Origin of the sequence: Shewanella sp. UCD-FRSSP16_17 (assembly GCF_001675935.1) — a bacterium.
Lineage (GTDB): Bacteria > Pseudomonadota > Gammaproteobacteria > Enterobacterales > Shewanellaceae > Shewanella > Shewanella japonica.
The window spans coordinates 513,098-536,320 of the sequence record NZ_LZFV01000002.1; the positions used below are offsets into that span (position 1 = coordinate 513,098).

18 protein-coding genes and 1 riboswitch are annotated in these 23,223 nt (G+C 42.0%); of the genes, 5 read left to right on the forward strand and 13 right to left on the reverse strand.

Annotation, left to right across the window (positions count from 1 at the left end; genetic code table 11):
- Positions 1-56 precede the first annotated feature (56 nt).
- The 7 genes from cobU to A9267_RS07115 form a co-directional block, all read right to left on the reverse strand.
- A complete protein-coding gene (gene cobU / locus A9267_RS07090) occupies positions 57-605 on the reverse strand; it encodes a bifunctional adenosylcobinamide kinase/adenosylcobinamide-phosphate guanylyltransferase (protein ID WP_065108700.1) in 549 nt (182 codons plus the stop codon).
- Positions 602-1,411 (reverse strand): adenosylcobinamide-GDP ribazoletransferase, encoded by an 810-nt coding sequence (locus A9267_RS07095; protein ID WP_065108701.1) that lies wholly within the window; start codon positions 1,409-1,411, stop codon positions 602-604. Before A9267_RS07095 ends, cobU begins: the two co-directional genes overlap by 4 nt.
- Before the next feature lie 79 nt (positions 1,412-1,490).
- Positions 1,491-2,540, reverse strand: coding sequence for a nicotinate-nucleotide--dimethylbenzimidazole phosphoribosyltransferase (cobT, locus tag A9267_RS07100; protein ID WP_065108702.1), 1,050 nt, complete (start codon positions 2,538-2,540; stop codon positions 1,491-1,493).
- Between the two features lie 21 nt (positions 2,541-2,561).
- Positions 2,562-3,677 carry a FecCD family ABC transporter permease gene (locus A9267_RS07105; RefSeq protein ID WP_065108703.1) on the reverse strand — a complete coding sequence of 372 codons (1,116 nt, stop codon included), beginning with the start codon at positions 3,675-3,677 and terminating at the stop codon, positions 2,562-2,564.
- Entirely contained in the window at positions 3,677-4,537 is an 861-nt protein-coding gene (locus A9267_RS07110; RefSeq protein WP_065108704.1) for an ABC transporter ATP-binding protein, read from the reverse strand. Before A9267_RS07110 ends, A9267_RS07105 begins: the two co-directional genes overlap by 1 nt.
- Positions 4,534-4,704 (reverse strand): hypothetical protein, encoded by a 171-nt coding sequence (locus tag A9267_RS21745; protein ID WP_156669115.1) that lies wholly within the window; start codon positions 4,702-4,704, stop codon positions 4,534-4,536. The genes A9267_RS07110 and A9267_RS21745 overlap by 4 nt, the downstream gene beginning before the upstream one ends.
- Positions 4,705-4,780: 76 nt before the next feature.
- A riboswitch (cobalamin riboswitch) is annotated at positions 4,781-4,950 on the reverse strand.
- Positions 4,951-5,097: 147 nt separating this feature from the next.
- A complete protein-coding gene (locus A9267_RS07115; RefSeq protein WP_197495515.1) occupies positions 5,098-5,892 on the reverse strand; it encodes a histidine phosphatase family protein in 795 nt (264 codons plus the stop codon).
- Positions 5,893-6,217: 325 nt separating this feature from the next.
- On the opposite strand from A9267_RS07115, the gene metH reads away from it, so the two are divergent.
- Positions 6,218-9,934 carry a methionine synthase gene (gene metH / locus A9267_RS07120; protein WP_065108706.1) on the forward strand — a complete coding sequence of 1,239 codons (3,717 nt, stop codon included), beginning with the start codon at positions 6,218-6,220 and terminating at the stop codon, positions 9,932-9,934.
- A 514-nt stretch (positions 9,935-10,448) separates the two neighbouring features.
- Entirely contained in the window at positions 10,449-11,963 is a 1,515-nt protein-coding gene (locus A9267_RS07125; protein WP_065108707.1) for a DUF4365 domain-containing protein, read from the forward strand.
- 436 nt (positions 11,964-12,399) lie between these two features.
- Here the strand turns inward: A9267_RS07125 and A9267_RS07130 are convergent, their stop codons facing one another.
- From A9267_RS07130 to A9267_RS07145, 4 genes are all read right to left on the reverse strand, one after another.
- Complete coding sequence (locus A9267_RS07130) at positions 12,400-13,026, reverse strand: glutathione S-transferase family protein (RefSeq protein ID WP_065108708.1); 627 nt, start codon at positions 13,024-13,026, stop codon at positions 12,400-12,402.
- Positions 13,027-13,257: 231 nt separating this feature from the next.
- A complete protein-coding gene (locus tag A9267_RS07135) occupies positions 13,258-16,395 on the reverse strand; it encodes an efflux RND transporter permease subunit (protein ID WP_065108709.1) in 3,138 nt (1,045 codons plus the stop codon).
- Entirely contained in the window at positions 16,392-17,648 is a 1,257-nt protein-coding gene (locus A9267_RS07140; RefSeq protein WP_065108779.1) for an efflux RND transporter periplasmic adaptor subunit, read from the reverse strand. Before A9267_RS07140 ends, A9267_RS07135 begins: the two co-directional genes overlap by 4 nt.
- Position 17,649: 1 nt before the next feature.
- On the reverse strand, positions 17,650-19,032 hold the full coding sequence (locus tag A9267_RS07145) for a TolC family protein (RefSeq protein WP_065108710.1): 1,383 nt from the start codon (positions 19,030-19,032) through the stop codon (positions 17,650-17,652).
- Between the two features lie 285 nt (positions 19,033-19,317).
- On the opposite strand from A9267_RS07145, the gene A9267_RS07150 reads away from it, so the two are divergent.
- Together A9267_RS07150 and A9267_RS07155 are read left to right on the forward strand one after the other, a co-directional pair.
- Positions 19,318-19,662 (forward strand): TM2 domain-containing protein, encoded by a 345-nt coding sequence (locus tag A9267_RS07150; protein ID WP_065108711.1) that lies wholly within the window; start codon positions 19,318-19,320, stop codon positions 19,660-19,662.
- Positions 19,663-19,954: 292 nt separating this feature from the next.
- Positions 19,955-20,251, forward strand: a complete 297-nt coding sequence (locus A9267_RS07155) for a hypothetical protein (RefSeq protein WP_065108712.1) — start codon at positions 19,955-19,957, stop codon at positions 20,249-20,251.
- A gap of 146 nt (positions 20,252-20,397) precedes the next feature.
- Here the strand turns inward: A9267_RS07155 and A9267_RS07160 are convergent, their stop codons facing one another.
- Positions 20,398-20,616 (reverse strand): hypothetical protein, encoded by a 219-nt coding sequence (locus tag A9267_RS07160; protein WP_055026409.1) that lies wholly within the window; start codon positions 20,614-20,616, stop codon positions 20,398-20,400.
- A 96-nt stretch (positions 20,617-20,712) separates the two neighbouring features.
- Positions 20,713-21,483: a hypothetical protein gene (locus A9267_RS07165; protein ID WP_065108713.1), complete on the reverse strand. Its 771-nt coding sequence runs from the start codon at positions 21,481-21,483 to the stop codon at positions 20,713-20,715.
- 367 nt (positions 21,484-21,850) lie between these two features.
- Between A9267_RS07165 and A9267_RS07170 the strand changes: the two genes are divergently transcribed.
- Entirely contained in the window at positions 21,851-22,762 is a 912-nt protein-coding gene (locus tag A9267_RS07170; RefSeq protein WP_065108714.1) for a 2OG-Fe(II) oxygenase, read from the forward strand.
- The last annotated feature ends 461 nt before the right edge of the window (positions 22,763-23,223 follow it).

The window sequence follows — 23,223 nt, forward strand, 5'->3', positions numbered from 1 at the left end:
TCCTTCAAATTTGGGTTATGTAAGTGATGACATGATGTCATTTCAACGTTGACGCATTACTTTATTGATATGGGAATGCCCGCGACCACTAGGCTAACCTTATCAGCTTGCGCAGCAATAGCTTGATTTAGCCAGCCAGCTTCATCAGCAAAACGACGAGTTAACTCCCCTAACGGAACAATGCCTGAACCCACTTCATTACTAATAAAAATCACCTGCCCTTTTAATGACGGTAAACAAGCTAGCAAAGCTTGCTTTTGCTGTTGCCATAAGTCATCCACACCATTACGGTGCGTTTCTTCACTAGCAATTAAGTGATTAGATAAATATAAGGTGAGGCAATCGACTAATATTACGCAATCATCAGCGTGGTAGTTTTGCAATGTTGAGGCTAATGCCATTGGTGTTTCAATTAATTGCCATGGCAGATTGGAGTCAACTCTATCTTGCTGATGTTTGGCTATTCTGGCCGTCATTTCATCATCTAAGGCTGTGGCAGTGGCAACGTAAACACAACGAAAACCTTGCTCAGCATACTGCTTTGCAATGGACTCACCGTATCGACTTTTCCCTGAACGGGCTCCGCCTAAAACTAGATGGATCATGTTGATAAACCTATGGTTAAAATAATGCAGTAGCAGACAATTTCGCTAACTTGCTGCGCAGCCCCTAACGTGTCGCCAGTGTAACCACCAATTTGACGATTAAATCCCCATACCAGTAATTGTCTTGTGGCCACTAACGCTAATAATAGAACAAACGCCAACACACCGTTTAAACAAGCCAGCACGACAAAACCGCTTAAACATAAAATCAATAAATCATTAATGTGCTGATATTGAGCCAAAGGCTTTGACTTACTGCCGTCATCTTCGGTGACATACTGCTCAGAAAAAATCATGCTTGCTGCAACAACTCGACTTAAAGGATGCGCTACAATCAGTGCAATTGCTGCTTTAAGTGGGCTGTATAGGGCAATTTCAACCAATAGTTGCCATTTTAACAATAAGGTTAACCCGATGGCTAAAGTGCCATAAGTCCCTATTCTAGAGTCTTTCATAATGCGTAGCTTATCAGCGACTTTCCAGCCGCCACCAAAGCCGTCAGCCGTATCAGCAAGGCCATCTTCATGAAAGCCTCCTGTCATTAATACGCTGGCGATAATTGCTAAGATCACTGCAACACCGTTAGGCAGCACTAATTGGCTTAACCAAAACACGCTCGCACTCATTACGCCAACCAGTAACCCCACCACACCAAAATAACGACTGGCTTTATTTAACTTTTCACTGTCAAATTCAACCCAATTAGGTATAGGAATACGGGTAAAAAAACTCACCGCAATGAGCAATAGATTAAGCTGTTTTTTCAACCAACTGGCACGATTTACAGAGCCTGATTGCAACGACATTCATCATCCTTTGTTAGTTAAGTATAATCTTGACTTAGTTAGTGTTGCTTCATTAACTGAGCACAGGCAAAGCCATAACTTAAACCACATTACTGACACCAGCTTTGTCAAAACTGGCCATATCATTGTAAAAATTGACCGCCGCTTGAATCAGAGGTAATGACAACGCAGCGCCAGTGCCTTCACCCAAACGTAAACCCAGCGACAATAAAGGTTTAGCATCTAACGCTTGTAGCATTTTTTGGTGGCCTTGCTCATCGGATTGATGGGCAAAAATAAGGTAGTCTCTAGCACTTGGGTGTAATGCCACCGCAACTAACGCTGCCGCCGTTGCGATAAAGCCGTCTATCACCACCAGCATTTTCTTTTCTGATGCCGCTAAAATTGCGCCAGTCATTTGCACAATTTCAAAGCCACCTAAGCAAGCCAGTACATTTACAGGATCATGAATTTTGTCGCGGTGAAGATTCATTGCAACCGTTAATAGCTCACGTTTAAGTGCAAAGGACTCATCATCAATACCAGTCCCACGTCCAACACACTCTTTGACATCTAATTTTAGCATCGCAGCCATTATGGCTGCTGCTGAAGATGTATTACCAATCCCCATTTCCCCTAATGCAATAAGATTGCAGCCAGAATCAAAATGTCGCTGCACTAGCTCATTGGCAAAACTAAAACCATCTTTTACTGCGAGTAAATCCATTGCTTGTTTTTGATGAATAGCCTGAGTACCGGCTCCTAGCCTATGATCAGTCACTTTAGGGTGGTCGCTAGGGGTTAACATACCGCAATCAATGACTTCCAGATTCAATCCCATTTGGCGACAAAACACATTAATCGCTGCACCACCACTCGCAAAATTGTTCACCATTTGCTGAGTCACTGCACTAGGCGCAATCGACACCCCGTGATTTGCGATGCCGTGATCACCTGCAAAGACCAACATTGCTGGCTGATTAATGGCTAACTTTTGGCGGTTATTAAATGGTTCAGTTAACTGTACTTGCGCTATTTGCTTTGCCAACGACTCAAGTGAGCCTAATGCCCCTAGCGGTTTGGTTTTTTGGTTTATTTTATGTTGGATCTGTTCATCATTAAGATGATTAACGGGATCAACTGCGAACATACTTCATACTCCCAAATGCGCCTAGCGGCGGTGACGTAACACAAATAAGAAAAACACACTACCAATTGCCGCAGTAATTATACCGACAGGCAATTCTTGGTTGGACAACAAACAACGAGCTAATACATCAATCCACACCATAAATAAGCCCCCTACAAACACTGTTGTAAAAATAGGTTGCTGGCCAGGAAAGAGTAACCTTACAGTATGAGGGATCATCAAGCCTACAAAGCCGATACCACCACAACTGGCGACTAATGTTGCTGTAATCAGCGAGCACAGAATCAACATATATAGCCTTAATCTGGCGACATTGACCCCTAGTGAGTGGGCAGTTTCATCCCCAGCTTGTATCGCAATCACTTGACGCTTGAACGCCAGAATAATTATCACGCTGGAGCACACTACAACAGCTGGGATAATCAAACCTGACCAACTGGCTTTGGCAAAACTGCCAAGGCTCCAGAACAAAACAGACGCCGCTGCTTGAGGGCTTGAGAAATACAGCACTAAGCTAGTTAATGCGCCAAACATAAAAGAGGTAGCGACCCCTGAGAGCAGCATTCTTTCCACCTGACTTGCTCTGCCAAAACCCGATAACGACAGCACTAATAGCACTGAAAAAAGCGCACCGATAAATGCCCCAACAGGAAGACTTAATGATGACCAAGACCACCACGCATCATGACTAAATAACCCTGACCGGTAAATCGCGCCAGCCCATAAGCTATCGGACTGCGAAAGCCATTGCTGCACTAAGCCTTGAGTGCCGAAAAAACTCAACACCAACACAGCGCCAAAAGAGGCACCAGAACTTATACCAAATAAATAGGGATCAGCTAATGGGTTTCGCGTAACAGTTTGCAACACGCTGCCAGCCAAAGCTAAGCCGGCACCAGCAATAAACGCCAATATAATCCGAGGCATACGCAACTCAAACACAATACGTTCAGTTATTGCCGTTACGCCATCAGTGCTTGCAGAAGCGCCCAACATGGGTTCTGTAAAAAGTAAAAAAACTTGTCCGAAACTAATATTTGCCGCACCAAAACTTGCTGCTGCAATTGGGGTAATTAAGGTCATCAATGCTGTCAATGCCAATAAGCATTTATGGCGAAGGGAATAAGTCGCAAACATTAAATCCCCTCCTTGTTATCTTGTTGCCGTGTTTGATGACGGGGATGCTCATCTTGATAACCGTAAAAATAGGTAATCAATGGCTTACCATGTTGGGGATGGCGATTAACTTGGCAGCAAACACCAAACACATCGCCGATAATCTGCTCGGTTAACACTTGATCTGGTAACCCTTGAGCTATACACGCGCCCTGATTTAACAATAACAACCTATCACACACTGCGCTGGCTAAGTTCAGATCGTGAATTGACGCTATAACACTGATCCCCAACTGGCGCACCAATTCTAAAATTTGGATCTGATAACGAATATCTAAATGATTTGTTGGCTCATCAAGGATTAACAACTGCGGTTTTTGTACAATAGCTCTGGCAATAAGTGCACGCTGCTTTTCGCCTCCTGAAAGCTGTTCATATTGTTGGCTTGCTTTTAACGCCAAACCGACTTTATCTAACGCTTGCATCACATTATGTTTATCAGCTTGAGTATCTGTTTCAAATAGCCCTTTATGAGGCGTTAATCCCATTGCCACGATTTGTTCACAGCTCATTGCAAAATAATGCGGAGTCTCTTGTTGAACGACAGCAACTTTTGTCGCTAAATGCTTTTGGCTGATGCGGCTAATATCTTCACCAAACAAGGTGATCTGGCCTCTATCTGGTGAGATATAACGATACAAGCAGCGCAATAAACTGGACTTGCCTGCGCCATTTGGACCAATCAGTCCCAGCATTTCACCTTGTTGCAGTGAAAAGCTGACATTGGAAAGAATCGCCTGTTGTTGCACTGACCAATAAAGTCGAGCCACCTTAAGCGCCTCACCCATTGAGCCATCTCGTTGCTGCTGATTTTGAGTCATGAAGCCGTCGCCAGAAAAGCAGACTTAATACGTAAAGCACACACACTGACGCGTTGAGCATCTAATGCGACGTTACCTGACAAGCAATGACCTAATCTAGCTAGGTTCTGACACATAAACGCAATGCAATCTAATGCAGCGCCATGTATTACAGTGGTATAAAACATGAATTCTCCGCCTGAGTCACCCGCTCAGGTTGATTAAAGGCACTGGATAGTGAATAAATGCAGTGCGTAAAAGGCTGTGAACCATCATAAAAAAGCTAGGTATCTGACTTAGTTATTCGTAAAAAATAACATTACAGTTGCGGGTACAGTTCATGCTAATCAATCAGACCTTGAGTCAAGTTGAACCATGATTCCCTATTCATCCATTAGTATGACAAAACAGATTAACTTTATTTATTCTTAAACGATAGCGACAATAATCCATCCGCTATCGCGACCTATTTTATGCTTTCTTACAGATTAAGATAACACGTAAAAAAGTATGTAAAGATTGTACGCTAAATTAAGGGCTTGTTCAGCAAAAACGCGCTGATGTGCCCCCTATTATTGACTCTATGCAGGCCAATGAAGTTGAAACTTAGGCTCGCTGCTTTCATCTGCCCAAAAAACTGAAATAGAAACCGTCGCGGCGTAATCAATGGATAAGGTGTTATATATGCCTTGGCATTGTTCAAGACCAAGCACCAAAGCAATAATGGTGCGTATGACACCACCATGAGTGACAATAATAGCCAAAGGTTCAGGGGTATTTTTTGCTAACTCAGAACGATTTACGTTAAGCTCAGGGCTGTTACCTTTAAGCTCAGGGCTGTTACCTTTAAGCTCAGGGCTGTTCGCCACTTGACGTAATTGCTGACACACCTTGTTAAAACCAGATGCGACACGCGTTTCAAATTCACTCATCGGCTCTGCATTCGGTGGTGTATGTTGCCAAGGATTGTCCCAGTATTGATTAATCTTATCGCCAAACTGTTCGTATAAAGAATCAAATGACACCCCATCCCAGTCACCAAAATCAATTTCGGCCAACTCTGGCATCAACTGCACCGCAGGTAATGGCGTGTTGACTGACTGATGAGCCTCATCATTCATTTCACTTAAGGCAGTGTTAGCAGTATTTAACTCAGTAAATAACCCATGAGTAAAATGTTGGCAGCGTTGTAAAGGTGAGCTTATCAAGCTTACTTTCGGAAAATGAGGCACAAAATCAATCTGCTTAATACGATTTAGCATCGTAGCTGCACCGAGTTCGCTCAAATTAACATCCGTTTTTCCACGCAATATATTGCCGCCTTCACATTGTCCGTGTCGCAGTAATACTATCTTAGCGTGTGATAATCTAGTCACTCTAGGCTCCCTTTTTATACATTCCTGCACGTTCACCGTTCACAAAACCGTTTATCTGCACCAAGTTCAGCATTATTCATCATACTGGACTGAGTTAGTGCATTCTGACACTTGCTCTTGGAAACAAACTTCACGTATTATGGCCGTCTATACGTTTAAATGTCCAAACAAATATTAATGCTGAATACTTTTACGAAGCGAGTTTGACTTAGGCCGCCTTTTATATAGTGCAAAACAAGGTATGCTAATTTCTCAAGTTTCGAATATTCACATAATAAGAAATAGCTAATAGCAACTGCTAGCATAGCAATAAAGGTACTCAAATATGGCGAAGTCGACTTCCTACAGTCAGGTTCTTGAACAACTTACCAATACGCTAAAAGAGCGTATCGTGATCCTCGATGGTGCCATGGGGACAATGATCCAAGACTATAAATTGGAAGAAGAAGATTACCGTGGCGAGCGCTTTAAAGACTGGCATTGCGATGTGAAAGGCAATAATGACATGTTGGTGCTAAGCCAGCGTCAAATCATTAAAGACATTCACACTAAATACATGTTAGCGGGCGCTGACATTATTGAAACCAATACCTTTAACGCCACGACCATTGCGATGGCTGATTACGACATGCAAAGCTTGTCGGCTGAAATCAACCTCGAAGGCGCTAGAGTTGCCCGCGCCGCCGCTGACGAAGTAGAAGCACAAACAGGCATTAAACGTTATGTTGCAGGTGTTCTCGGGCCAACCAACCGTACTTGTTCGATTAGCCCAGATGTGAATGACCCCAGTTTTCGTAATGTCAGTTTCGATGAGCTTGTTGATGCCTATGTCGAATCCACCACAGCATTAATTGAAGGTGGCGCAGATATCATTATGGTAGAAACCATCTTTGATACTCTCAATGCCAAAGCCGCCCTATTTGCCATTGAAGCCGTGTTTGATACTTTAGGCGATCGCCTGCCAGTAATGATTTCAGGCACGATTACCGATGCCTCAGGCCGGACATTAACCGGACAAACCACTGAAGGTTTTTATAACTCACTGCGCCACATCAAACCGATTTCTATTGGCCTTAACTGTGCATTAGGCCCTAAAGAGTTACGTCCATACGTAGAAGAATTATCTCGCATTGCAGAATGTCATGTTTCAGCGCATCCCAATGCCGGCCTGCCGAATGAATTTGGCGGTTATGATGAAACGCCAGAAGAGATGGCCGAGGTTATTATCGACTGGGCAGCAGAAGGCATGCTGAATATTGTTGGCGGTTGTTGTGGTAGCACACCTGCACATATCAGCGCGATTCGCGATGCCGTTATCACCCACGCACCTCGCACTATCCCTGACATCCCTGTTGCGTGTCGTTTATCAGGGCTTGAACCGTTAACCATCGATGGTGACTCATTATTTGTTAACGTTGGCGAGCGCGCGAACGTCACAGGCTCTGCTAAATTCTTACGTTTAATTAAAGAAGAAAAGTTTGAAGAAGCCTTAGATGTGGTACGCGAACAAGTTGAAAACGGCGCGCAAATCATCGACGTCAACATGGATGAAGGCATGCTTGATGGCGCAGAGTCGATGAAAAAGTTCTTAAACTTAATCGCCTCAGAACCAGACATTTCTCGTGTGCCTATCATGATTGACTCATCTAAATGGGACGTGATTGAAGCAGGTCTTAAATGCGTACAAGGCAAATCCATTGTTAACTCAATTTCAATGAAAGAAGGCGAAGAAGCCTTTATCAAACAAGCCACATTAGTCAAACGCTATGGCGCCGCTGCCATTGTCATGGCCTTTGATGAAGACGGTCAGGCCGATACCCGAGCCCGTAAAACTGAAATTTGTACGCGTGCTTATCGTGTATTAGTTGATGTGGTTGGCTTTCCACCTGAAGACATTATTTTTGACCCGAATATTTTTGCGATTGCCACTGGAATTGAAGAGCACGACAATTACGCTGTCGACTTTATTGAGTCGATTAAAGACATCAAAGCCACGTTACCCTATGCGATGATCTCTGGCGGTGTATCGAATGTGTCTTTCTCGTTCCGTGGCAACAACCCAGTGCGTGAAGCCATTCATGCGGTGTTTTTATACCATGCGATTCAAGCAGGTATGGACATGGGGATTGTTAACGCGGGTCAATTAGCCATTTATGATGATATCGACCCTGAACTTAAAGAAAAAGTTGAAAACGTGGTGCAAAATTTACCTTGCCCCGTCGCTGATTCAACCAATACAGAACAACTACTTGATGTCGCTGAAAAGTTTCGTGGTGATGGTAAACAAGTCGCCAAAAAAGAAGATTTAGCATGGCGAGGTTGGCCTGTTGAAGAGCGCTTATCCCACGCCTTAGTTAAAGGGATTACCGAATTTATTGACCAAGACACTGAAGAAGCACGCCTACAAGCAGTCCGTCCACTGGATGTGATCGAAGGGCCATTAATGAATGGCATGAACGTGGTCGGTGACTTATTCGGCGCAGGTAAAATGTTCTTGCCGCAAGTGGTGAAATCCGCCCGAGTGATGAAAAAAGCCGTGGCCTATTTAAACCCATTTATTGAAGCCGAAAAAGTGGAAGGCCAATCCAACGGTAAAATCCTCATGGTGACCGTGAAAGGCGATGTGCACGATATCGGTAAAAATATCGTTGGTGTGGTATTAGCTTGTAATGGTTATGAGGTGATTGATTTAGGCGTAATGGTGCCTGTTGAGAAAATCATCGAAGTCGCCATTGCTGAAAACGTTGATATTATTGGCATGTCAGGGCTTATTACCCCAAGCCTTGATGAAATGGTGCATAACGTTAAAGCCTTCCATAAAGCAGGTTTAACCATTCCATCCATCATTGGCGGCGCCACTTGCTCAAAAATTCATACCGCCGTTAAAATTGCCCCACACTCACCAACAGGGGCCATTTACATTGCCGATGCGTCTCGCGCCGTGCCTATGGTGTCAAAACTCATTAGTAATGACACACGCCAAGCCACCATTGATGAAGCGTATAACGAATACGACATAATGCGCGAAAAACGTTTATCACAAACTAAGCGTAAAACCATTGTGTCAATTGACGCTGCCCGTGAAAACCGCTGCCAGCATGATTGGGACAACTACACCCCATTCACACCTAATGTATTAGGTCGTCAAGTATTTGATGACTACCCATTAGAAGACTTAGTTGATCGCATCGACTGGACCCCTTTTTTCCGAAGCTGGGAGCTACACGGCCGCTTCCCAGACATTCTTGATGATAACGTCGTTGGTGAAGAAGCCCGTAAACTCTATAAAGATGGCAAAGCCATGCTTGAAACCATCATCAGTGAAAAGTGGCTCACGGCCAAAGCAGTCATCGGCTTATTCCCAGCAAACACCGTCAACCATGACGACATTGAGCTTTACACAGACGAGACTCGCACCGAAGTTGAAATGACCACTCATCACTTACGCATGCAGCTTGAACGTGTGGGCAATGACAACTTCTGTTTGTCCGACTTTGTTGCGCCAAAAGACTCAGGTGTGGCCGATTACATGGGCGGCTTTGCGGTAACAGTCGGTCACGGTATCGACGAGCATGTGGCACGCTTTGAGGCAAACCATGATGACTACAACGCGATTATGCTCAAATGTTTAGCTGACCGTTTAGCAGAAGCCTTTGCCGAACGTATGCATGAACGTGTACGTAAAGAATTTTGGGGTTATGCAGCAGATGAAGAGTTAGATAACGAGGCTCTCATTCGTGAAAAATACAAAGGTATTCGCCCAGCGCCAGGTTACCCAGCTTGCCCAGATCATACTGAAAAAGGCTTGCTGTGGGATTTACTCAAACCTGATGAAACCATTGGTTTGAACATTACTGAAAGCTACGCCATGTTCCCAACCGCAGCGGTATCAGGCTGGTACTTTGCCCATCCTAAATCACGGTATTTTGGTGTAACCAATGTAGGTAAAGATCAGGTTGAAGATTATGCTGCTCGTAAGGGCATGAGTATTGAAGAAACCGAACGTTGGTTAGCACCGGTTTTGGACTATGATCCAGAATAGAGAGTGATCCTGAGTAAGAGTGCGATTCAGAGTAATCGCAAGGTTACTCTGTAGTTTTTCAAACTTCGTTTGAATTAGAGTCAAAGTCGTGGCGCTTCGCCCACACCAGAGTCAAGGGGGAAAGCGCTTGTCCCCCTTAACAAACCCGCAGCGCCCCGGCGAAATATTCTGAAAAGCGAATGATTTCCAACGGGGGGCTATTAAGCCTGCAAATTCATTTGATGAAAACTTTATTTCGCTCCACATTAAATAGTATCTGAAAATTGAGATGATAGTTCATACATGCCAACCATGTTTCCTGAGCCTTAGCCATCATCCATAATGGCTATACGGCATTTTCATCTGCGAATTTCAGCAACTTGGAATGGGGAACATTGGAGGCTGCAGCGTTGTTAATTTTTAATAATTAAAAGTTTTACCTGCCCTTAATTATTAAGCTAAAGTGAACCAAGCAAACGAAAGCCTGCAAGAGCTTTTTTCATGTTTTAGCAGTATATTAAAAAGGAAAACATTTGTGAGAGATTTAGGTGATTTAGGCGAATTACATTTCAACGCTTGGTGTTCTGAATTTGGTTTAATTGCGAATAAGTCCACAAAAGATAAAATGGGATGGGATTATATAGTTGAGTTCCCATTTAGTAACGAAATAACTGGCCTTCAAGTTCATCAATCTGCGCCAAAGTGTAAAGTACAAGTTAAAGCGACAGATGGACAGGAACGAAAATTATCTATTAATTTATCAAATTTACATAAATTAGCCATTGATCCACTTCCTTGCTTTTATATATTCATTGAGTATGACGGCAGTAATACACCAGTAAGAGCTTTTCTTAGACATATGGATGAAGAGCTTATTGAAAAAATACTTCAGTTAGTCACAACAACTAATCAAAAGAGCTATACACTTCGTTATGATGAAAGTCACTTATTGAAAGCTCTAACAGGTGAATCAATCGCTAAAAATTTAAAGTCATACATAGGTAACCTTAGCCAATACATAAATAGTAAGAAGAGTTTCCTTGAAAATGTAGGCTTTGATGAAGATCGTTTGAAAATTAGGTTCGACCTGATTGGTAAAGAGAATTTAGAAGACCTAATTGATGTACATATTGGTATTAGAGAGAAAGCACGAATTTCAAATGTATCAGCTGTCGAAAAAAGGTTTGGTCAGTCGCATGAAAAAACTGATTTTTGTTCAAAGTCGGCTGAATTATCACTGCCAGTAATAGAGCCTATAGCAACAGCGAAACTGATTTTCCGAAAAGGAAGTATAAGTAAAGATTATCGTTTTGATGTCGAAGTCTATCTCCCTACCTTTCTAGGTCATTTTGACCATCCTCTATTCAAATCAAGGTATAAAACTAATTTCTTCGACTTAACGATAAAACATAATAGTAAAAAAATAAATTTCAATTTTAATTTCGGTTTAAGACTATTTAAATTACGTAACTTAAGGGACAACCTAAAGTTCATCTCTGATGTATCAAGTGGTAATGCTTATAAAATATTATTAAAAAGTGAAGATGGACAAGAAGTACTAGGAAGCATAACTTCTGATGCTATTAATGTTGATTATGACAACAAAATTGAGACATTAAATACACTTATACAAATCAATCAACTATTTAATGTTGGTGAAGAAGTATTAATTAGCTTTGATGAAATGGAATATTTAGCATCTTCTTGCTCCTCTATTCTAGATTTTTTTGGTGGTAACGCTGAACGATTCAAAATTTCGTTTGATGTTGTTGATGGCAAGTTGAATATGGATGACGAAATTGTATTATTAGGTGCAATAACTTACCGTATCGGTGATGTCATTCTCTATGCATTATATTCTGCTGAAGGTAAAGTTATCACAGTTGCTGATAGTGATCGTGACTATGCCGTACAGGCCCCCAAAGTAACTATCATAAATAGAATTTCAATCAATGCTTCATCACCGATTCCCGTTGAAGATGTATATGATGAACTAACTAGCCTTGAAGGTAATTATGGTAAAAGACCTGTTATAATTTTGCGTGAATAAAAGACGGTAAAAGACAGAACAGCCATATATTTTATCCATATTAAGTCAGATGCTCGATGATTCCCCGTTGGAAGTTGCCGAAGTGTATGCAGATAAATAGCGTAAACCTGACATGGCCTTTCTCGCACATCCATGTGCTTCTCGGCATTCAGGCATCCTGCCTATCAGAATCAGGTTAGCTTTCGCGGGGCATGAATGCCCCATCGGGTACGTTAGCTATTTTCAAAGTACATAGAGGATAACTAGTACATCAGGCTAATGCGGGGGTGTTAAGGGGATTCGCACTATTCCCCTTAAACCCAGAGTGATTGAAGCATCACGGTTTTCTATAACAAGAAGCATCACGGTTTCTATTACAACAAGTGCGTGTCAGACAAGAAATGAGTAAACATAATTCCTCATAGGACTCGCAAATGTCGTTTGAAATGAAATAGCCTTAATGGCTTTGCTCTATAGCTGAGCGACGCTGAAAGCTTGGCTTTGACTCTACTCTTTTTTGATGTGCTAAAAGCGCAGGGAAATCATCCAAAGAAAAACCGCCTCTTAACGCTCTTGTGTAGCACCAATGCAGATATACATCAACAATTGACCATTGTTCTCCATACCACCAATTTGACGCTTTCAACCTTTTTTCAGCCTTCTCAAAATGACTGGTTAACATGTTACGACCACTTGCTACGACATCACAGACATCTTTACTAACGGTGTAATATGCGGGCATACAGACATGGCGCACAGATGGGTGAACGGTACTGGAAAACCACATTAAATCTGAAGCATATACACACTTTTGATATTCATCTTCAGTTTCTGGCAGTAATTTAGAGCCTGGAACCAAACTATTTAAATACAGTAAAATAGCTGGGTTTTCAGTTAATAACTTACCTTCGGTTACCAGCGCAGGCACCTTGCCGAAAGGGTTAATTTGTAAATACTCTGGCGACTTTTGTTCGCCAGAAGCAAGATTAATTCGCTTAAAATCACACTCTAGTCCCAATTCTTGGATCGCATTAATTGTGACACCAGAGCATGCTCCTGGAGCATAAAATAACGTTAAAGCCATTGATATTACCTTTAATAAAATAAGCCGCGATGCTAACGGTTTAGATAAAGAACAACTGAATTAACCTAAGACACGGTTTTCAGTACATACATTACACAATTGATAAAATAAAACTAAATGGCAAAGTCCATACTTGTTAGTACCTAACCATGGCCTTGCGCGATTGATAATCACATAAACAAAAAGGGTTAAAGCTATTGGCTTTAACCCTTCCCAGTATTCATTGCTTTACTAACTTTTCGCCATTCCAAAGGTGTCACCTAAGGACTTATCAAAGTGACTAATATCGACTTTGTTACCTTTAATACGTTCAACTACAAGGTAGTTTACTGGCACTAATATCAAGGTGATAAAGGTGGCGAATATAATCCCGAAACCTAATGAAATAGCCATTGGGATTAAGAACTGAGCCTGAGTCGATTTCTCTAGTAGCAAAGGCATTAACCCAATAAACGTGGTTAAACTGGTCAACATAACCGGTCTGAAACGTTTAGCTCCAGCGGTTAATACCGCCTCTGCGATTTCCATCCCTTGGGCACGTTTCTTATTAATAAAGTCTACTAGTACCAATGAGTCATTCACCACGACCCCAACCAGCGCCAACATACCTAATATACTGAAAATCGTCAGTGGTGAGCCCATAAACCAATGGCCTAACACCGCGCCAATCAAGCCAAACGGAATGACGCTCATAACAATTAGCGGCTGAATATATGACTTAAACGGTATCGCAAGTAAGCTATAAATCATAAACAGCACAAATACTAAGCCCCATTGGAGCGAGCCAAAGCTGTCACGCTGCTCACGCGCTTCGCCTTCAAGTGAATGCCTTACGCCAGGGTACTGCTGCACTAAACCATCAAGAAACACTTTGAGGTCGGCTTGCAACACTGTCATGTTGGTATTGTCTTTATCAACATCTGCCGTCACATTGAGCACGCGGTAGCGATCGATACGTCTTATGCTAGAAGGACTTTTACCTGATGTCATTTTAGCCACGTGCCCAAGAGGAACCTGCGTACCTTGGCTTGTGGTAATCAATACTTTTTTCAAATCGTCTAGTGATTGGCGTTCATTTAATGGTAAACGTAGCATCACCCGAACATCATCACGACCACGCTGGATGCGCTGCACTTCAGAGCCAAAATAGAAATTTCTCACTTGGCTTGACACTTCTTGGCGAGTCAATCCGAGTGCTTTACCTTGCTCTGTTAGTTCAATTAACAGCTCTTCTTTACCATTAGATAAACTATCTGCGATATCAAATACTGTTGGATAGGTTTTGAGGTGTTCTTTAACCTGATCAGCAATTTCGCTTAACGTCTCTAATGAGTTTGCACTGAGCTGTACATCAATTGGATCTGAACTACGGCCAATTTCAGCACGATAGGTCATCGACTCTGCCCCAGGGATTTCACCCACACTCTTTCGCCACTCGGTTAACAGTTCTCGAGATGTGATATCAGACTCACGCTTTTCAGCAGGGGTCATTTCAAAACGAACACTACCCGCATTTGAAGTACCACCTCGGCCACCCGTTGTGGCTAAAATATTAATAATGACGCTTTCGCCGGTGTCTTCATCACGATACTTTTCCTGCAATGCCTCAGCTTTGGCGGCAATGCCAATAATATGCGCATTGGTCACTTCAAATGGCGTGCCTGCAGGCATCGTCAGACTCAGTCGCACAGTTTCACTTGGAATACGTGGAAAGAAAGTAAACTTAGTCCAGCCCGTTGCTAACAAAGCAGCTATGACTAACAACACACTTAAAAACAAGCTCAAAGTTGCTGTCTTATGTTTTAGAGCAACACGCAAGAAGGGTTGATAAAATTGAATAATCGCACGCTCAAACCCATCGGCAAACTTCTGCTGAAAAATCTCAAATCGATTGTATTTTTCTTTCTCACTTCGCAACTTAATGTGTTTTAAATGAGCTGGTAATACAAACTTAGACTCAATTAATGAGAACAGTAATACGGGGATCACCACGATGGCAATCTGCCCAAATATCGCCCCACGTGTGCCTTCAATAAACAACATAGGTAAAAAGGCGGTGACAGTGGTTAAAATCCCGAAGGTAACAGGCGCTGCAACTTCTTGAGTACCTAAAATTGCGGCCTGCTCGCCACTTGGTGCTGTCTTTAAGTGGGTATATATATTTTCACCAGTCACAATGGCGTCATCCACCACAATCCCCAGCACTAAAATAAACCCAAACAAGCTCATGACATTTAGAGATACGCCAAAAAATGGCATAAAAATGAAGGCCCCCATAAATGACACAGGGATCCCAATAAACACCCAAATGGCAATTGATGGACGTAAGAACAAGGTCAGTAATAACAGCACCAATATACCACCTTGCAACGCACTGCCAGTTAAGGTTGCAATACGGTTTTTAACGATTTCAGAATCATCATCCCAGTAACTTAAGCCATAGCCTTCTGGCAATGTCGCTTGTCGTGAGTCAATGTACCCTTTGACTTTATCAGCCACATCAATAGCGCTTTGCTGGCCAATACGGTAAACATCAATAAATGCTGCTTGCTGGCCATTAAATCTTGTTCTTACAGGGGTTTCTTCAAACCCATCATCCACATCAGCGACATCGCCTAAGCGGATAATCGTGCCATCGGCAGCTGATTTAATCGCAATATTGGCAAACTCATCTTTATAATAAGCTTGGCCTTTTGAGCGAAGTAAAATGTCACCGCCTTGGGTTTTTAGGTTACCAGCAGAGATATCGGTACTGGAGGCATTAATGGCTTTTGATACTTCGCTCAACGTTAGGTTGTATTGGCGTAACTTGTTTTGCGATAAGGCTAATGACACTTCATAGTTACGTACTCCGCTTAAATCTAGTTGGGTAACACCTTCAAGACGTAATAACTCATCACGCACGACTTCGGCAAATTCAAGGGTTTCTTTTTCACTGTACTTACCCGTTACCGTGACAGCAATCACTTCACGCTTACGTTGGGCCAACGCAATAACCGGCTTTTCTGCATCGGCAGGAAAAGTATTAATCGCATCGACTCGGCTTTTAATATCTGCCAACATCTCACGAGGATCATAACCACTTTCCACTTCGATGGTCACTTGCGAAGAGGATTCTGATGAGCTTGAAGTAATTTTCTCGATACCTTCAAGATCTTGTACAGCTTCTTCAACTCGAATAGTAACGCCTTTCTCGACATCTTCAGGCGTTGCACCACGCAGCGAGATGCTGACCGAAACGCGTTCAGATTCAACAGTTGGGAATACTTCAAGAGGAATTCGAGTCGATAGTGAACCTAACCCCAAGACCAGCAGCATCAACATTAATAGGTTGGCTGCGACATGATTTTTAGCAAACCAAGCAATCATGGTTGTGCCCCCTCTTTCGCCGCTGGTTTGTTGTGTTTGCCATCAGGTTTAGGGCGTCGCTTTCCATCAAGGTTAGCTTTAGGTCCACCTTGAGGGCGGCTTGTTGTTGGCTCAGACCCCATTATCGTAACAGGAGTACCAGAGCTGACTTGACCAAGTGAGGTGGTAACGAGTTCGTCGCCATTATTAAGCCCCGCTCTCACAACTGAGTCTTGACTATTTTGCCATCTGATTGAGACGCCTTTACGTAATAACACGCCATCATTGACGACATAAACATAAGAGCCCTGATAAATCGATTTCGTAGGAATAACTAATACCTGACTTAGCTTTTTACCCGCAATGTTTGCTGTTAGGTATTGGCCAATTTTCAATGGCATTTTTTGATTACTTTGATAATCGAATGGATCATCGATTTGCGCTACAACATAAAGCTGCTGTGAGTTACTATCAATCGCACCTTCAGTACGGATCAGCTGTCCTTCCCATTTTTGTAGTCCAATTAAATCAGACTCAAAAGAAACTTTAGCCACCGCAGACTTACCTTGCTCAGGCAATTCGACTAAGGCCAAATCGCTGTTATTGATCGGTAGGCGAATTTCTACATAATCGGTTGCATAAATTGTCGCAAGTTGGGCGTTGGTTGAAACAACACGGCCAACATCGACATGCTTTTCTAAAATACGGCCAGAAAACGGTGCGACAACTTGGGTACGCTCAAGCGCAAGGTTGGCTTTTTCAAGTGATGCTTGGTTTGACAACATTGCCGCTCTTGCTGCGGCAAGTTGTGGCTCACGTAACACCAATGCGGTTGGCTCACGGCCATTACTGAGACGTTGCCAATCGACTAAAGCTTGATTGGTTCGGGCTTGCTCTTCCAGCAATTGCTGCCTTGCAAGTAATAACCCTGCTTCGGCAATTTTCACTTCTGCTTGGTAATCTCGATCATCAAGTTGCACCAGTACTTCACCTTTTTCAAAAAAGCCACCTTCTCGAAAATTAGGGCTAATGGTCAGAATTTGTCCTGATGCTTGAGTCACTAAAGAGCTTTGAGTTCTGGGTTTAACCACACCAAAACTGCTCACCTGAATTTGATAATCTTGTGGTGTTAACGTTAATGTTTCAACCGACATCGGTGCTATTGCCATCGGCTTGCCACGTTTGGTTGAAGGCGGGTTAAATGTAATCGTCGCAATAGCAATCACAGCTACAGCAATTATGCCAACAGGGATAAGGTATTTCTTGTTCATCATATTATTCTTCTTCTGTAACACTTGCATCCAGATCGCCACCTAAAGCAAGGTGCAATCCAATACGGTTGGCAATGATTTGATTTTTTAAACTGATGACTGAGCTTTGCGCGACAAAAGCACGGTTCTGAGCGTCTAACACTGTCGTGTAGCTCACAAGTCCGCTTTGATATTGCTCAAAAGACAAAGTTTCAGCTTGTAGCGCATTCTCCTGAGCCTTTAACGTTGAGCGATATTGTTGCTGTAAACTTGCATCTAAATCTAAGTTATTTTCAACCACTTCGAAGGCGTTAAATAAGGTACTTAGATACTGCTGCTCTTGTTGCTTCAATTTCAGTTTTTGTTGTTCAGTTTGCGACGCTAATCGACCCGCATTAAATATCGGCGCGGTAATGCCACCAAAGACTGACCACGAGCTGTAATCACCGCTCAGTAAGTTAGCAATGTCGCTGCTAGACGTGCCAATATCAGCACCTAAGCGAAGGGCTGGATAACGTTGTTTTTGGGTATATGCCACTAAGGCGTCTTGAGATAACAGCTGATACCACGCAGCTTGTAATTCTGGCTTGCGTTTAACTAACTCACTTGGCACACCAATCTTGATCCCTTGAGGCAGTAATGGCAGCTTTTCATCAATGAGTAATTTACCCGCAGGATATCCGCCCAGTAACCTTTCTAGGGTTCGGATATCTTGGTTATGCTGGCTTCGTTGGGATAACAGATTGGATTTTTCACTGTGATATTCATTTTGCGTCAGGTAGACATCAAGAGATTCGTTCAATCCCTGTAAATACCCTGACTCAATAATCTCAAAGTTTAACTTGGCATTTTCAGTTCGGCGTTCAAATAACTTCACTAACTCAGCTGAGGTTACCACCTTGTAGTATGCAATAACGACGTCAGCTACCAAGGCATCTCTTGCTTGTTGGTAATTGGCTTCCGCTGTAAGTAAATTGAGTTTAGAGGCTCTAGCATTGTCAGATAATTTGCCCCAAATATCCAACTCATAACTTAGGTCTAAGCTCAGGTTATTGAAACTGGTTGAGTCATCACTGTTACCACTACGACCACTATTAGCGGACAAATCAAGTTCTGGCCAAAAGCTGGAGTCACTGACATTGAGTTGCTGCTTTTTGACCTCAACTTCAAGTGCTAACTGCATCAATTCTTGGTTGGTATTTAGGCCAATACTGATAAATTCGAGTAATTGATCTGTTGCAATCGGCGTCACCCAGCTTTGATTATCTTTTAACGATTCAGCATCAGTGTGCCAAGACGCTGGAAGTTGCGGCGTCACCAAAGGTTCGTCCAGATATGAGGAAGAGCTGCAAGCAGATAAAATGACTATCGAAGTTGCCACAGCGACCTTGGTAAAACGTCTTTTCATTAATGGGAAGTCCATTTTTATTTATTATTTTGTCGAATTGTTACGTAATTGATTTTAAATAGTTCACTATTTAATTCAAATAGCCGCGGGGTAACTTTGCACAGTTTTACATTAGAGTTGTGATGTCTCTCGGTTAAAGCATCATCCTTATGCATCCATTGGCGATATTTGTATCATTTTATGTATTTTTAGCTTTTATTTTAATTCTGTGAACTATGCACCTACTTTCAGCGAACACTTGTACCCATAATAACCCAACAGCAATTTTGACTATTGGAGTTAGTGATGCAAGACGTAACCTGCCCTCAATGCAGTAACAATATTGACCTGAACATTATCACTTGTCCACATTGCCAAGCTGCTCAAGGATTAGATGCGCTTAGTGGAGTAGACCCAGATATTCGTATTAAAAATCAAAAACTCGCAATACTCTTTGGTTTTGTACTAGGTGGATTTGGCCTGCATAAGTTTTACTTAGGGCAGCACCTAAAAGGAAGTGTATATCTTTTATTCTGTTGGACATTGGTGCCAATGGTCGTTGGCTGGGTGGATGCTATACGTACCTTAAAAATGAGCCCATTTAATTTCCAGCAACGATACAGTCGTAAACCAAATTACAGCTATATTTAACATCTAAGTCATTACACGACTATCGGCGCTGGCTTAAATCACTCTAATAAACGTGGCTGCTCTGCCACGTTTATCTATTCTTCATAAAGACTAACCCTGTTCAATATTATCGAGTTAACGACTCAATCTGCTTATATTCGAACTCTCTTTTCGGCTAAGTTTAGCAAAACTATTGTTAACTTTTTATTTCAACAGACTAGACATCACCTGGTAACTCTCATAACCTAAACGTGATTTAGATCACATTTTGTATGTAAGTGATATCAGTCATGATAATGAAAAGGAGATGTCTATGAATAAGTTACCTTTAAAGGCACTTGTCACAGTGATGTGTGTGTTCAGTGGAAGCGTATTAGCTGAAAGTAGCGTTATTGAATGTAATGACTGCACTGCCATGCAAAAAGTTAATGCTGTAGCAGGCTACGATAATGGTGTGGTATTCGTCGCAGACTTTGTGAACTATAAACTGAATAAGTTTGTTATATCTGACGACAAGAAAATCAAACAGGCTCAGCTTACTGCCAGCGAAGTTCAACAAGTAAATCAGCAGTTTGATTACCGTAAAACCACACTCATTGCTGCAAAATAAAAAGCAGCAAACAAATAGAAGCAAAGTGGTTAATATTTCAATCGTTAGCAAGCGACAAACGACTTAATAACAAAGTCACTTTTGTTGTTTTATAAAAAAGCAGCCTGACTACAGTTTGGCTGCTTTTGGTTTAAATGAAGGCATGTTTACTTATTAAGATGCTTGACTATGGTGTCTTGTGCTTGTTGCTGAGTTGCGACTTTTGCAGTGGTTTCAATTTTAGCTGTCGCCTTATGGCCTGTCATATCTTCAGCAATATGCAACCAATCAGGGTGCCAATAAAAAGAATTACCCGAAACCGTATTCCAGTTATGTACGCCTGCTTTCTCACCTTGGTAGATGAGATCGCTCATTGAGTATTTCATCACGTCTCCTTATCAAACGAATAAAGCCATATATTCACTTGTTAATTGTTCATATCTACAAGCGAAAATTTGCTTATATTACGTTCAATTAAAGCATTAGAAGTGATACTTCACCAATAAATTAGTCACGCTTTGATCGGTATTAAATCCTGAACTGCTTTTAATGCCGTATTTATTCTTCCAATAGTCATACTCAATACCCACGAATAACGCGCTATCTCGCATGCCGACTTGTTTACCTAAATCATATTTAAGCTGCGGGTTAAAATGGACGTTTTTTTCGTAACTACCATCAGAATCAACCACCCAATCAATAAAGCCATCAAACACAATCGTCGACTCGCCAACTGGCCAACTCATCTTCCAAACTGGGGTAATTTGCCAAGTGTCACCATCGCGCCCATCGGGCAAACGTTTATACATATTGAGTTGGAAAAAATCGAACCCTGGAATGGCTAAATCTATCCCCGCACCAATTAAAAATGACTCAACATCACCTTCACCAAACTCTATAGTTGTTGCCAGTAAGACATCTTTAATCATGCCAGCTTCTACGGGTTTATCTAGCATTTTACTGAAGCTAAAACGCGGACTAAACTCGCCGTAATAGGTGTTTTTACCGTTTAGGAAATCTTCTGCACCGTTATATTTAGTGAAGTCGACAAACATAAATAAGTCACCTACATTCCAACCACTTGCGTGCTCATAAGTAATAGTTTGCTGAATTTGTGGGTTAACTTTAAAGTTATCGCCATAAAGGTAAGACAGGCTATTATCTTGCCAATGCACTATATCATTTGAAGTCGTGTCATTTGCTGCAACAACAGGAGCCTGACAAAGCAGTATCAGGGCGAGCAAGCGTTTCATATTCAGTCCTTGTAGGTATCATTCTTATTAATTATCAACGTAGCTGTTTCTTCATAAGATAAAAAACGATGCAGATATTATTATCCCCATAACAAAACAGTGGTAACTATTATGACAGTTTGTTTACAGATAATTAAGGAATAGATAACGCCTAGGGCACATTTTATTGTTTTATTGAAGCAATTATCTCAATGAGTAACCCTAGTCCATGAACAATTCATTTCTTTCTGGCTCGTTTAGTTCTAAATAAGACAGCTTTCAACTATATACAAATCCTTGATTCTGTTTCATTGCTGATGATATTTATCTCAAAAACCAACTGTACTAGATTTGGACTCATGAAAGATTCACCCAAGGAATGAATATTATGCGACCTAATCAATTACAGCGCGCTCGCGCCACAAGCCTACCTTCTCGAGAAAACATGCTTCAACGATCGCCTTCTGTACAACAGTTTTGGGATGACAATACCGAATTGTTCAGTGAGGCTTGGCATGAATGGGAAGCGAGCGAGCTGGCCAATCTGTTACCGCTCAATGATGCTTTGCTCGATAGCAAACTGCGCGAGGCTGTTACTCAAGCATGGCAAGATCCCAGCAAAGAAAATACCGTTCGTGAACTTTTGCACGAAGTAGCGCCAGGTGTGTTTAGCTTCCAGCTGTTTGCACCAGAAAAGCTTGCCATATTGCGCGACTTTTTAACTAAAGCGGCCGATGCTGAGATCCCATTACGACCTCCATATGGCATAGTGCTCAACCGCGGAGGAGCAATGTTAGATCCTCGCTCTGAAGGGTATCTCGCAGCGCCAGAATTTCAGCACTTTTATCGCAGTCTGTTAGATAACTACATGCGCCCTATTGCACGCTTGTTATTTCCAGAAGTCACTGGCTACGACACGCAAACGTTTGGGTTTTCAATTCAGTATCAGCCCAATAAAGATACCTCGTTGCGTATGCATTCGGATGCATCTTCAGTCACACTGAATATCAACCTCAACTTGCCTGAGGAGCATTTTACTGGATCTGGCGTGAATTTTTACGATGCCAATACTGGTAAAATGGTTGAACAAGTATTCGAGCCTGGCATAGCGTTGATCCATCGAGGTCATGTACCTCATGCAGCGCTGCCTATCATCAGTGGTGAACGTACGAATATGATATTGTGGTTATACGGTGACAATGGCCAAATTCCCATGCAAGGTATCAATAATAGCCAACACGATGCAAAACAACGTTGGACTACACCAACAACAAACTTTGATCGTTATGCGCCCTTTTAATCACAGTAAGCAGATGCTTAGGTGATCCCCCAAGCTCATGAATATTAAAAGCGCTAGAAGTTGTGGCGACTAGCGCTTTTTAATTAATGCCAGTCAATAGACAACTCAGTAGAGTGATTTAGCGAATTCAATTAGAGCAATGTCGGTTAAATTGATTTCAAGTAGACTCAAGTCGACAACAAGGTTCAATGAAGTACCCCTATATAAAACAGATCTTTAGAACCGAAAAATCTAATCAAGTTTTGTGGCACAAGCCCATATATGAATAGATGCTCTGACATCTACAAACGGCAAAGCAATAACAAAAGTGAATTTAGATTCACAAAAATATAGATTAATAAACCAAAGCCTTGTATTCTCTTTGCCCAAAAGTAATCCGCTTACTCAAAAATCGCAGATTACTCAAAAATAATAGCTAATTCAGCTACACATTTGCTTATATAAAATGAATTACAAAGGCG